Genomic DNA, 12,631 nt, shown 5'->3' with positions numbered 1-12,631 from the left:
CGGAAAGAGTTCCCGCGCCCTCTGCGAACCTCCGGCCCCAAGGCGCCGAACGGCCCGTCCTCCCGTGATGCAGCTCTCATCGTAGAGCCGAGATAAGGACGATACAAATATCGATTAGGCCATTTTTTGGTCAAGATCCTTACATAAAGGACCCCTTGGTCAAACCTAGGTATTCCCCTGATGTGAGAGTGCTCACGATCCGGAAGAGTTGGTTGGCAACGTCCTTCGGGGCACCGCGGCCGGGCCATGACCGACCGCGGATTCCGTCCCGCACCCTCCAATGAAGGAGCCGCCATGACCGAGAACCTGAACCATGTCCGTGAGGTCCTCGCGGACGCCGTGGTCGACGATCGTGAAAACGGAGTCATCCGGGCCAAGCGCGAGATCTTCACCGACCAGGAGATCTTTGAACTCGAGATGAAGCACATCTTCGAAGGCAACTGGGTTTACCTTGCGCATGAGTCCCAGATCCCGAACGTCGGGGATTACTTCACCACGTACATCGGCCGCACCCCGGTAGTGATTACCCGCGATAAGGATGAGAATCTCAACTGCATCGTCAACGCCTGCTCCCACCGCGGCGCAATGCTGTGCCGCCGGAAGACGGACAACCGCACGACCTTTACCTGCCCGTTCCACGGCTGGACATTCAAGAACTCCGGTGAGCTGCTGAAGGTCAAGGATTCCCGCAACGCCGGCTATCCGGAAACCTTCAACAAAGAGGGTTCCCACGACCTCACCAAAGTAGCCCGCTTCGAGTCCTACCGCGGTTTCCTGTTCGGCTCGCTGAAGGCGGACGTGCTACCCCTGGAAGAGCACCTGGGCGATGCCACCAAAGTAATTGACTCCATCGTGGACCAGTCCCCGGAGGGCCTCGAAGTGCTGCGCGGATCCTCCACTTACACCTATGACGGCAACTGGAAGGTGCAGGCTGAGAACGGCGCGGACGGTTATCACGTCACCGCGGTGCACTGGAACTACGCTGCGACGACCGCCCGTCGAAGCGTGGGTGATTCCACCAATAAGACCAAAGCCATGGATGCCGGCAAATGGGGCAAAGTGAAGGGCGGGTTCTATTCCTACGATCACGGACACCTGCTGCTGTGGCAGGAGTGGACCAACCCGGAGGACCGCCCGCTGTGGGACCGCCGCGATGAGCTGGTGGAGAAATACGGCGAGGAGATGGCCAACTTCATGATCAATATCTCGCGGAATCTGTGCCTGTACCCGAACGTCTACATCATGGATCAGTTCTCATCGCAGATCCGCCATTTCCGCCCGATCTCCGCAGATCAGACCGAGGTGACGATCTACTGCATCGCACCCAAGGGTGAATCGCAGGAGAACAGGTCCAAGCGCATCCGCCAGTACGAGGATTTCTTCAACGCCACGGGTATGGCTACTCCGGATGACCTCGAAGAGTTCCGGTCCTGCAATAAGACCTACTGGGCCACTTCAGCGCCCTGGAATGACATGACGCGGGGCTCCACCCATGAAATCGCCGGCCCGGACGAGCAGGCCCAGTCGCTGGGAATGACCAGGGTCATAGCCTCCGGTGTGCGCACGGAGGATGAGGGACTTTATCCAATCCAGCACGGGTACTGGAAGGAAGTAATGGACCGGGCACTGGCCGAAGAGGACCGCTCAACGCCGGATGGCGTTCCCGCGATTGCCTAGCCAAGAACACGGAAACCAGAGAGAGACCGCACCAATGACCAGTCTTACATCCCCGGCGGCGGCGCTTAAGACCGCCGATGAGATCGCTATCCTCGAAACGGTCCGCGCCTTCCTGTACAAAGAAGCCCGCCTCCTCGATGACCGCCAGTTCGACGAGTGGCTTCAGTGCTACCACCCGGACTCCGAATTCTGGATGCCCGCATGGGACGTCGACGACCGGCTGACCGAAGATCCGCAGAACGAGGTTTCGCTGATCTACTACGACAACCGCGGCGGCATTGAGGACCGCGTCTTCCGGATCAAGACGGACAGGTCCTCTGCCACGTCCCTCCCTGAGCCGCGCACCGGGCACAACATCACAGACATAGAAATCATGGAGCACGACGGCGGCCAGGTGAAAGTGCGTTTCAACTGGTTCACCCTGTACTTCCGTTACAACACAACAGACACGTACTTCGGGAGCAGCTTCTACACGATCGATTTGTCCGGCCGGGAGCCGGTGATCATGAAGAAGAAAGTTGTTCTTAAGAACGACTACATCCACCACGTAGTCGACATTTACATGATCTGAGAGCGGCGTCGAAAGCCGTACACCCCGGGCCAGGCTTTGGCCCCGTTGACTCTCTTGCCTAACGGCATATCCGTATTATCCCGAGCCGCGAAGGCGCGGCCCCAGCCAGGAGGACATTATGGGCCACAAAGTAGCCCTCAGCTTCGAGGACGGCGTTACCAAAGTCATCAAGGTCGGCGACTATGAGACCGTGATGGACGCTGCCTACAAAGCGCGCATCAATATTCCATCGGACTGTCGTGACGGAGCCTGCGGGACATGCAAGGCATTCTGCGATTCCGGTTCCTTCGACCCGGGGGATTTCATTGACGACGCGATGACAGAGGAAGAACTCGACAAGGGCTACATGCTCACCTGTCAGGCAGTTCCGGAGTCTGACCTTGCTATTCAGATTCCGGCCACATCTGAATCCGCCAAAACCTCGGCCGCGACCTTTACGTCGACCGTGAAGCAGCTCAACAAGCACTCCGAAACCACGGTTTCGTTCACGCTCGAGGTCGAGAACAGGGAAGCGCTGGCTTTCCTTCCAGGGCAGTACGTGAACCTCAAGGTCCCCGGCACCGATGCGGAACGTTCCTATTCGTTCAGCAGCGGGCCCGAGGTGCAGGATGCCTCATTTATGGTGCGGGTAACGCCGCAGGGAGCGATGTCCGAATATCTGCGCGACCGGGCGGCTGTGGGCGACACCATCGAATTCACGGGACCGTACGGCTCCTTCTTCCTGCGCGAGCCCAAGCGCCCGCTGCTGCTTCTAGCCGGAGGCACGGGCCTTGCCCCGCTCCTGTCTATTCTGGAAAAGCTCTCGGAAAACCCGCCGTCGGCACCGGTCCACCTGATCTACGGGGTGACCCGTGAGGCAGACATCGCCGGGCTTGAATGGCTACGGGATTATGAATCGAGGGTGCCCGGTTTCACCTGGGACTACATCGCGTCCGAACCGGGTACGACTGCTCCCCACACGGGCTACGTCACACAGATCATCGAGCCCTCCCACCTCAACGACGGCGATGTTGACATTTATCTGTGCGGTCCGCCTCCCATGGTTAATGCCGTCTCCCGATGGCTGGACGACGAAGGCATAAAGCCTGCGAACTTCTACTTCGAGCGTTTTGCTCCCAAGGAAGCCACCGGCGGCGATGCCGAGACCGGCGCCCCGGCGCCAGTGGAGAGGATTCAGGCCGAGGGAGACACGATGAGCCGGGGCGAGGCGGTGTCTTCCCTCGAGACCGGCCGGCTGGATTTCGGCAAGGAGGACAGCTTCGCCCAGCTGGACGCCCGCATGGGGCTGGAGCTGGCGGTGAGCGAGCTGATGCTGGGACGCCTCAGCGAGGAACAGCTGCAGCAGTTCCGCAGGCTTGCCGAGGCCACGTCCCGGTCCGTGACTGGAGGAACCATCCAGCAGCCGGATGAATTCGCCCGCACAAACGAGGAGTTCCACGAATACCTCTTTATGGTGTGCAACAACCCGATGCTGCTTGAGTCCTATAGGCGGCTCGACGTCCATGCCCAGGTTGCTGAGGCGCTGATAGAGGGAAGCCCGATCTTCGAACGGGTCGTCCAGGACCATCTTGATATTGTCGACGGCTTTGAGCGCCGGGATAAAGAGCGGGTCCGCGAAATCATCATGTCCCATGCTCGGGCTGCCAAGGAAACCATGGCCGGAGCAATCGATGCCAGGGCCGTCGCATGACAATTCAGCCGTATGCGGGACAGTTCCTGACCCCGGGACGGTACAACGGCAAGGTCGTGCTGGTGACCGGAGCCGCACAGGGAATCGGTCAGAAGGTGGCCGAACGGATCAGCGCGGAGGGCGGCGCCGTCGTCCTTGCAGACCGGGCCGATCTGGTCCATGAGACGGCGCAGGGTATCCGGGAGTCTGCCCGGACATCCGGTTCAGGAGGCTCAGCTACCTCTGTTACCACTGATCTGGAGACGTTCCCGGGGGCTCAGCAGGCAGCTCAGGCGGCGCTGGACGCCCACGGCCGGATCGATGTGCTGGTGAACAACGTGGGCGGGACGATCTGGGCCCGCCCGTACGAAGAATACGATGAGGACAAGATTGAGCGGGAGATCCGGCGCTCGCTGTTCCCAACACTATGGACCTGCCGGGCTGTCCTGCCGGCGATGCTGGAGCAGGGGTCCGGCACCATCGTGAATGTTTCCTCGGTGGCCACCCGGGGCCTGAACCGTGTGCCGTACGCGGCGGCGAAGGGCGGAGTCAACGCATTGACGCAGTCTTTGGCAATGGAGTTGGGCGGCCGCGGCATCCGTGTGGTGGCCACAGCGCCCGGCGGGACCGAGGCGCCGCCCCGCAGGGTAAAACGCGGTCCGGAAGCCGAATCCGCCGAGGAAAAGGCCTGGTACCAGATGATCGTTGACCAAAGCGTTGACTCATCGTTTATGAAGCGCTACGGGACTCTGGATGAACAGGCCGCACCCATCGTATTCCTCGGATCAGATGAAGCGTCCTACCTGACCGGGAGCATTCTTCCAGTCGCCGGCGGGGACTTGGGCTGAGGCCCTGTGACCGCATGGATCCAAGGGGCAGGGGGGCCTCCTCCGGTAGAGTTGCGGCCATGACGGTGACCTCAAATCGCGGTGAAATGGCGCAGGACATGCCTCTCATCGGCAGGTCGGAAGTCTTCGGTGAACTGTTGGAGATTCTCCGCACCGTCCGCAGGGGAAATGTGGGTGCGGTGGTTATCACCGGCCCGTCCGGTGCCGGGAAGACTGCACTCCTTGACCATTTTCTGGAACACTGCCGCTCGGCGGCTCGTGGCGTGCAAATACTCTCCGCCGTCGGTGATGATTGGGAAGCCCAGTTTCCGCTCGCCGGTTATTCGCAGCTGATGGTGACGTTGCCGCTGCGCTCAGCCAGGGACTACGACGACGGAGCGGCCCTGCCTTCCCGCCCGGGTCCTGGCCTCACACCCGCCCAGGTGCTGAATTACGCTCTCACGCTCAGCACCCATCTGGAAGGACTCCAGGCTCACGGAACCGTCGTGGTTGCCGTGGACGATGTCCACAAGCTTGATGAGGAAAGCCTGCGCATCCTCACTTTTGTTATGCGCAGGCTGCACGGAAAACGAATCATGTTCGTGCTCACGCTCAATCCCGATGACCCGGTCGTTTTGCCCGCGGGGGCCCTGGACTTCCTGGCCAGCCACCGGGTAATCAGCCTCACCCTTGGCCCTTTGACCCCGCAGCAGGTCCAGGATCTGGCACGCACCATGCTCGGCCTCGAACTCTCAGCGGCGGCGGCCCATGGCCTGGTCCGCCACACGGGAGGGGTTCCGGAACCAACAGTGGAACTGCTCCGGGAGCTGCCGCCCGAAACCTGGCAGACCTGGTTTCCCTCCCTTCCGCCGACCTCCCGCGTCCGGGCCAGGGTGTGCAGTCTGCTGCGCGCCGCTTCCCCGGAGCTTGTTGCCGTGGCCGAAGCGGCGTCGGTGCTCGGGCGCCGCGCCAGCCTGGCGGACGTGACGGCGGTAAGCGGGGTCGACTCCGTCATAGCGGCACTGGACGAGGGGCACCGTGCCGGGCTCATCGGGTTGACCGTTGACCAGACGGAGTCCGCGGTTACTTTTTTTGAACCGGGAATGGCAGAGGCCACGTACGAACAAATCGTTCCCAGCAGGCGCATGGCACTGCACTGTCTGGCATCCGGAGCCGTTGGGTCCGAGGGACAGCGTCTGGGCCACCGCGCCTCTGCCACGCCCGGGGCTGACGAGTCCCTGGCCAGTGAGCTGGAGGAATTCGCGCGGTCCCGGGCTATGGTCGGAGCGTGGCAGGATGCCTCCACGGCGTTGTTTTCGGCAGCCAGGCTCTCCCAGGACATTCGTTTCCGGAATGACAGATTCCTCAGGGCTGTGGACGCGCTGGTGGGGTCAGGCGACATCGCGCAGGCCCAGATGTGGGCGGCAGCAGTGGACGCTCTGCCTCCTTCGCCGCTTCGTTCTTCAGTGCTGGGCTACCTTTCCACCGCTTCCGGACAGAACGACAACGCCCAGGCGCACCTTGATATGGCCTGGCGCACTTCCAGCCTGCAGCGTGATCCGGCCGCTGCCGCGCAGGTAGCGCAGCGCTTCGTCCTGCACGGGGTGGCGTCCTGGAACGGCCCGGTGATTACCGGCTGGGCAGAGCGGGCCATGGCACTGACGCAGCCGCGGACTCCCGCCCACGTTGAATCAGAGGCCATCTACGGTCTGGGTCTTTACGCCGAGGGCCGGGTGGCCGACGCTGAGGCTTCCTACCAGCAGGCTTTTGAACATGCTGCTGAGAACGCCCAGAAGCAGCGTGTCCAGATGGGCTACGGCTGGCTGGCGCTCCGTCTGGACGACGCTGAAACTGCGCTGGTGAACTTCGAAGCGGCTGTGCCGACTGAGTACCGCGGCGGATCAATGCGGATCTCTTTGTGGGCCGAGGCCTGGCTGGCGCGCACTCACCTGATCCTCGGAGACTGGGAGGCTGCCGCCGCCACAGTCTCCCGTGCTTCCCTCCGGCTGGAAAGCGCGCAAATGCCGCTTATCCGGCCCCTGCTGTACTGGACAGCAGCCGAGCTGTGGTCCATGCGGGGTGACTGGGACCGGGCACGTTACTACGTTTCCCAGGCAGCGGTGCAGCCAGGGGCATACCGTTCAATGCAGGTCCCCGCGAGCCTGGCCCGGGCACGCCTGCATGAGGCGAGAGGGGATTATGAAGGAGTCCTGGCCGTTCTTCAGCCCTTGACCGAGCTGGACCCGTGGACGGAGAACCGGGTTTCGTTTTGGCCGTGGCAGGACACTTACGTCAACGCCCTTGTTATGACAGATCAGCTGGATGCAGCCGAGTCGTTCCTCACCGCTTTCGAGGGAGTTCCCCGCGAGCGCGAGGTGTCCTCAGACATGGCACGGATGGCGTGGGCGAGAGGCCGGCTTATGGCCGCCCAGGGAGACCCTGACACGGCCAGGGAACACTTCGAAGCAGCGCTGGGCCACCTTCGGGGCCTCAACCGGCCGTACCTGCGGGCACGCGTGAATTTCGCCTACGGTCAAAGCATGCGCCGGGCAGGCAAACGGCGTCTGGCGTCGTCAGCGCTGCGTGCTGCGCGTGAACTGTATGACTCCCTGGGCGCGGGGATCTACGTTGAACGGTGCGACCGCGAACTCACGGCGACGGGCTTCGATACCGGGCATGCAGCTGGACCTGCAGCTCCAGCACACATCAATCACTACCCTCAGCTGACAGCACAGGAACGGGCTGTCGCCGGCCTCGTTGCAGCCGGTGCCACCAACAAGGAAGCAGCCCGGGCGCTGTTCCTGGCGGAAAAGACGGTGCAGTACCACCTCACCCGGCTCTACCGGAAAATGGGAATACGGTCCCGCAGCGAGCTCGCAGGTGTGTTCCGCTCCGAGGCGTGACCGAACGGGTCCTTGGCCCCGGGGGCAACCGCAGCTCCGTCTGCTACTTAATGTCAGACGGGTGCTTGGCGAGAGGAACCACTGAGATCTCCATGTAGGGGAACAGCGGCAGGTTCTGCAGGATCTCGTGGAGTTCGTCATTCGAATCGACGTCCAGGATGGAGTAGTTGGCGTAGGCCCCCGCCACTCTCCATATATGGGGCCATTTACCCGAGCGCTGCAGCTGCTGCGAATACTCTTTCTCTGCAGCCTTGACCTCGGAGGCATCCTGAGCGGGCATGTCAGCCGGCAGGTTCACGTCCATGTGGACCAGGTATTTCATTGGTGACCTTTCGGTGGAGCGGTGTGGTTAACGGTCTGTGCGGTAGCGGGAGAGCTTTTCTTCGTCGACGGCGGTGCCGGCGCCGGGGCCCTCGGGGACGCGGATGCGTCCGTCAGTGATGGTCAACGGCTCAGCCAGCAGATCGTCGGCCATGTCGAGGTAGTTGGACAGTTCAGCTGCACGTTTGGCAGTGTGCGCGAAGGCTGCGCCGAAAGTGACCGAGGCAGCAGTACCGACCTGGGTGTCGATCTGGTTGCCCACATAAACGTCGATCCCCATCCCTTCCGCCATCCCCACGATTTTGGCCGCCTCCGTGAAACCGGAGCGGGCCGTCTTCACCGCGAGGAGGTTCGCGCCGCCGGTGAGTATTTCCCTTGCGGCTTCGCCCAGGTTGCCGGCTGACTCGTCCGCGGCGATGGGGATAGGTGAATTCGCTACCAGGCGGCGGCGGCCGAGCACCTCACGTGCGTCGTCCGGCTCTTCGAGAAACTGGAGGCCCAAATCTGCAGTACGGCGCAGTACCTCGGCCGCCTCGTTCGCAGACCAGCCCCTGTTGGCGTCCATGTAGAGCTCGGCATCCTCACCGAGCCCTTCCCGCAGTACCCGGGCTGCCTCAATGTCGAGGCGAAGGGGGCGGCGTCCTGTCTTGAGCTTGAACGTGTTGATGCCGTAGGTCTGCCTGAACTCCAGCGCCAAAGCCAGCAGATCAGGCGCCGGCTTGAAGCCGAGCATGTGGGAGACACGCAGAGAATCCGTGTACCCGCCGAGGAGCTTCGTTACGGGCTGCCCGAGGGCCTTCCCAATGATGTCCCAGAGGGCAATGTCCAACGCGCCCTTGGCAGTTTGGTTGTGCACCGTCCGCAGCAGGAGGGCCTGGACTTTCTCACGGTCAAAGACATCTACCCCGATCAGCTGCGGAGCAAATATGTCCTCCACGACCGCAATGATCGATTTTTGTGTCTCCCCGTAGGTGTAGGGGCGCGGCGGGGTGTCAGCGGTGCCCACCAGTCCGTCATCCGTTCGAATCCTGATGAGCACGTGGTCGGCTTCATGCACGGATCCGGAAGCGAAGTGCAGCGGATGCCGGTACGGAATCGAGTAGGGAATCGCTTCAATGGCTGCGATCTTCATGACCGGTTGAGCCTTTCACTGGTGGGAACGGAGGACGCCGGGGAATTCGCTGCTGCAGAAACCACAACGTCCACAAAGTTCTGCAGCAGTGCGGAATTCTGTCCCCGCAGCCAGGCGACGGCAAGCTCGATTTCGGGAACGTTTTCAAGTTCGCGGTAGGAAACACCGGCCAGCTGGAATGCCTGCACACTGGACGGCATGATGGCCACCCCGTTTCCGGCGGCAACAAATGCCAGCATCGTGGACGTCTCACCGACCATCTGGGCTATGCGCGGCTGGAACCCGGCATCACGGCAGAGCTCCAAAGTAGTGCGGTAAAGCACGGACTCCGTCCCGTACGCGATGAAATCCTGGTCTTGAAGCTCATGCATTGCCACCGGTCCCGCTCCGGCGAGCGGACTGAGCGAGGGAAGCGCGACGACGAGCGGCTCTTTGGCCACGCTCAGGTAGTCGATGTCAGTGGACGCCACCGGTGGACGCAGCAGTGCGGCGTTCAGGGAGCCGTCACGCAGCCCGGCTTCCATGGAGGGAGTGAGCATTTCGCCGTGCAGTGCCAGTGCCAGGCCGGGCATGACCTCCTTGACCCGGCGGGCGATCTGCGGCATGAATCCGTAGGTCGCGGACCCGGAGAAACCGACCCGCAGGACCCCGGTGGCACCTTGTCCAACCTGATAGACGTCGGCCTCCAGGGCGGCGACGTCGTTGACGATCTGCCGGCCGCGGTCCAGCAGCAGCTGGCCTGCAGCCGTCAGGTCCACCCTGCGCGTGGTTCTGTTGAGCAAGCGGACCCCCAGCTGTTCTTCCAGCTGGCGGATCTGCTGCGACAGGGGTGGCTGGGCCATATGCAGGCGCTTGGCCGCACGGCCGAAGTGCCTCTCCTCAGCAACTGCAATGAAGTAGTTCAGTTGGCGCATGTCCAACGTTCTGCCGTCCTTAATGCTCCGTGGTGACATCCGGTATTGATACAGATTTCGTCCATAGTAATCTAGAATGTGATGCCTGGAGGAATCAATACGGGATGTGACCGTGCGTCCTATTTGAGCTGAACGGGGAGCTTTGTGCCCATGCGGTTTTCTGCAATCTCGTCCACCTTTTGCTCGGCCTGCTCAAGCCTGCGCTGCCGGGGTACGAGGACGGTGACCACCGCGCCGATGAGTGCCACCCCTCCGTAGATGTAAAAGGCTGTCGATCCTCCGATGCCCCCGGCGGCCAGCCATCCGCCGATGATTGGCCCCAGCACTCCACCCAGCCGGCCTACGCTGGCGCACCAGGCAACGCCCGCAGCCCGGGCGTTGGTGGTGAAGTAGTTGGACTGGAACCCGTAGACGAGCACCTGGGTTCCCAGTGTTCCCACCCCTGCCAGGGCAATAAAGGCAAAAAGGAGGGGGAGCGGGAAGCTGAAGGTCATGAGGCCAAGGGAAATCGCTGCCAGGACGAAGGTCCCGGCGATGACTCGCTGGGGTCCGGTTCGGTCGGCAACCCGGGAGGCCAGCAAACCGCCCACAACGGCGCCGAGGTTTAGCGCCAGCGGGAAGAACAGGGAGTACGTCCGGCCGTAGCCGTAGCCCTCCATGATCTTTGGCAGCCATGTGTTCAGCCCGTAGGTCAGAAGCAGCCCTGAAAAGGACATGAGGCCCAGCAGAATCGATGCCAGCGCGAACTGGCGGGAGAACACCGCGGCGAAACCGGTCTTCTGCGGTGCGGCGCCAACCTGCTGGATGACCCGTTCCTCGAGGAGGGATACGCCGGTACGGCGCGCGGCGGCCAGTGCTTGCTCTTCGCGGCCCCGGGAGAGGATCCACCTCGGTGACTCCGGGAGCTGCCGCCAGGCGATAGGCAGGAGGATGACCAGCGGGAGGGATCCAATGACAAACAGTCCGCGCCAGCCGATGCTGTCATGAAGCAGGATGCCCAGGATTGAAGCCAGCACACCGCCCGCCGGAATTCCGGAGTAGACAATGGCATTAAAGAACTGCCGTCTTCCGGCCGGTGCAAATTCCGCCATGGTGGCGCCGGCGCAGGCGATCACCACTCCCAGCCCAAGCCCGGTCGCAAACCGCAGGGCCCCGAATGCAGGAACTGTGGTGGCAAAGGCTGTAGCCAGCATTCCGACAGAGAACCAGGCAATGCCAAGGAGCATCGGCCGCCGCCGCCCGAAGAAGTCGCCGACGGCGCCGTAGATCAATGATCCAACCAGGACTCCGATCAGGGCCCAGGACCCCAGAAGGCCGGCCGTGGCTGCATCGAATTCACCGATCTGGCTCGGATCGCTGAGCAGTCCCGGCAGGACTGTGCCATAGATGACCAGGTCGTATCCATCGAACAGCAGAGCTGTGCAGATGATGAAGGCCACCCATCTGGCTGTCCGGCCTTCCTGCTGGGAATTTTCGGTAACAACGGCATGCGGCTTCGTCATGGTCCCGAGTCCTCTCTGAATTGAGCCGTAAGACGGCGTCACCGGGGACCCGAGGCCGTCCTCCGGGTGTTTTCAGCCTGACACTCATGTGATGCACGCCATATCGGGGAAATGCCCGGCTTTTCGCCCGGGGTGCATTCAGAGGCTGCGGCTACTGAAGCGTCATTTCCGTACTCCTAATCGAACTGTCCCGCCGAATGAATGAAGCCTTCCCATCCGGATTGGAGCACTGGTATCAGTTCATACAATGTGGATATGGATAAGCGTGCTTTGGTGCTGGCCGGCATTCGAATGCCTCGCTAGGCTGACAAAATGATCAACCGTGCACGTCTTCATTCGGATCTTTCCCGTCTCGGCAGGGAGACGGACATGCTTCTGGCTACGGCCACGTCTCTGGCCGGAGATGAGATGGCGGCTCCTTCACTTTGTGAGGGATGGACCCGCGCTGACGTTCTTGCCCACGTTGCCTCCGGTGCCCGGGCCCAGGCAAAACTCATCAGCGACGCTGTCTCCGGCAGGGCGTGTACCAGTTATGCCTCCACCGGCGCCTCGTCCCAGGCGGCTGCTGACACGGGTGTCCTGCCCCGCGAGGACCTGATCGAAGAACTTGGTGCTTCGGCTGCCGCGTTCAGGCAGGCGGCCCAGCTGCTGGGCGGGGACCTTGCCGTGCCCACACTGCAGGTGGACGGTACGGCGATTCCCGCCACATCCATCGTGGAACTCCGAATCTCCGAGGTGCTGCTGCACCACCACGACCTCGATACAGCGTGGACCATTGAGGAAGCGGACCCGGATTCACTGCTGAACGCAGTTGAGGCCGCGGTGCGGGCCCTGAGTGCGAAGGGCGCTCCGGGGATGACGCTGGTTACCGAAGAGCGTGACGAGTGGACCATCGGGGATGGCGGAATGCGCATATTGTCCGACCGCGAGGGCCTGCTGCTCTGGCTGGCGCGCGGGGATGCAGAACACCTTGAGCTGGACGGTCCGGTACCCTCCCTGCCGTCCTGGTAACCCCTCGAGGAGGGTCCGGGCAATATGGCTGCCCGTTCTGAGGCAGTTCCAAAGCTCGTCCGGAAGCACACCAGCCCGTGAGGTACCGTGAAACTGAACCCCTA

The 12,631-nt window shown here is 62.3% G+C and carries 10 protein-coding genes; 6 read left to right on the top strand and 4 right to left on the bottom strand.

Annotated elements, in window-relative coordinates; all coding sequences use genetic code 11:
- The first annotated feature begins 294 nt into the window (after positions 1–294).
- The 5 genes from benA (at position 295) to ACWGQ2_RS04945 (ending at position 7,647) form a co-directional block, all read left to right on the top strand.
- Positions 295–1,677: a benzoate 1,2-dioxygenase large subunit gene (gene benA, locus ACWGQ2_RS04965; RefSeq protein WP_452014904.1), complete on the top strand. Its 1,383-nt coding sequence runs from the start codon at positions 295–297 to the stop codon at positions 1,675–1,677.
- A gap of 34 nt (positions 1,678–1,711) precedes the next feature.
- Positions 1,712–2,248 (top strand): benzoate 1,2-dioxygenase small subunit, encoded by a 537-nt coding sequence (gene benB, locus ACWGQ2_RS04960; RefSeq protein WP_452014902.1) that lies wholly within the window; start codon positions 1,712–1,714, stop codon positions 2,246–2,248.
- Between the two features lie 118 nt (positions 2,249–2,366).
- Positions 2,367–3,938: a benzoate 1,2-dioxygenase electron transfer component BenC gene (gene benC, locus ACWGQ2_RS04955; RefSeq protein WP_452014900.1), complete on the top strand. Its 1,572-nt coding sequence runs from the start codon at positions 2,367–2,369 to the stop codon at positions 3,936–3,938.
- Entirely contained in the window at positions 3,935–4,765 is an 831-nt protein-coding gene (locus ACWGQ2_RS04950; RefSeq protein ID WP_452014898.1) for a 1,6-dihydroxycyclohexa-2,4-diene-1-carboxylate dehydrogenase, read from the top strand. The genes benC and ACWGQ2_RS04950 overlap by 4 nt, the downstream gene beginning before the upstream one ends.
- Positions 4,766–4,824: 59 nt before the next feature.
- Positions 4,825–7,647 (top strand): AAA family ATPase, encoded by a 2,823-nt coding sequence (locus ACWGQ2_RS04945; protein WP_452014896.1) that lies wholly within the window; start codon positions 4,825–4,827, stop codon positions 7,645–7,647.
- A gap of 43 nt (positions 7,648–7,690) precedes the next feature.
- On the opposite strand, the gene catC is transcribed toward ACWGQ2_RS04945, so the two are convergent.
- The 4 genes from catC to ACWGQ2_RS04925 all read right to left on the bottom strand — a co-directional run bounded on the left by catC (position 7,691) and on the right by ACWGQ2_RS04925 (position 11,516).
- The gene (catC, locus tag ACWGQ2_RS04940; RefSeq protein ID WP_452014894.1) at positions 7,691–7,969 is read right to left on the bottom strand and encodes a muconolactone Delta-isomerase; all 279 of its coding nucleotides are present in this window, start codon (positions 7,967–7,969) and stop codon (positions 7,691–7,693) included.
- 27 nt (positions 7,970–7,996) lie between these two features.
- Positions 7,997–9,100: a mandelate racemase/muconate lactonizing enzyme family protein gene (locus ACWGQ2_RS04935; protein ID WP_452014892.1), complete on the bottom strand. Its 1,104-nt coding sequence runs from the start codon at positions 9,098–9,100 to the stop codon at positions 7,997–7,999.
- Positions 9,097–10,020 carry a LysR substrate-binding domain-containing protein gene (locus ACWGQ2_RS04930; protein WP_452014890.1) on the bottom strand — a complete coding sequence of 308 codons (924 nt, stop codon included), beginning with the start codon at positions 10,018–10,020 and terminating at the stop codon, positions 9,097–9,099. The genes ACWGQ2_RS04935 and ACWGQ2_RS04930 overlap by 4 nt, the downstream gene beginning before the upstream one ends.
- A gap of 113 nt (positions 10,021–10,133) precedes the next feature.
- Positions 10,134–11,516, bottom strand: a complete 1,383-nt coding sequence (locus ACWGQ2_RS04925) for an MFS transporter (RefSeq protein WP_452014888.1) — start codon at positions 11,514–11,516, stop codon at positions 10,134–10,136.
- Positions 11,517–11,828: 312 nt separating this feature from the next.
- On the opposite strand from ACWGQ2_RS04925, the gene ACWGQ2_RS04920 reads away from it, so the two are divergent.
- Positions 11,829–12,527: a maleylpyruvate isomerase family mycothiol-dependent enzyme gene (locus ACWGQ2_RS04920; protein WP_452014886.1), complete on the top strand. Its 699-nt coding sequence runs from the start codon at positions 11,829–11,831 to the stop codon at positions 12,525–12,527.
- The last annotated feature ends 104 nt before the right edge of the window (positions 12,528–12,631 follow it).

This window comes from Arthrobacter sp. NPDC055585 (assembly GCF_053619115.1).
The sequence above is the reverse complement of the archived record's forward strand: the minus strand, read 5'-3'. Positions and strand labels throughout refer to the sequence as shown.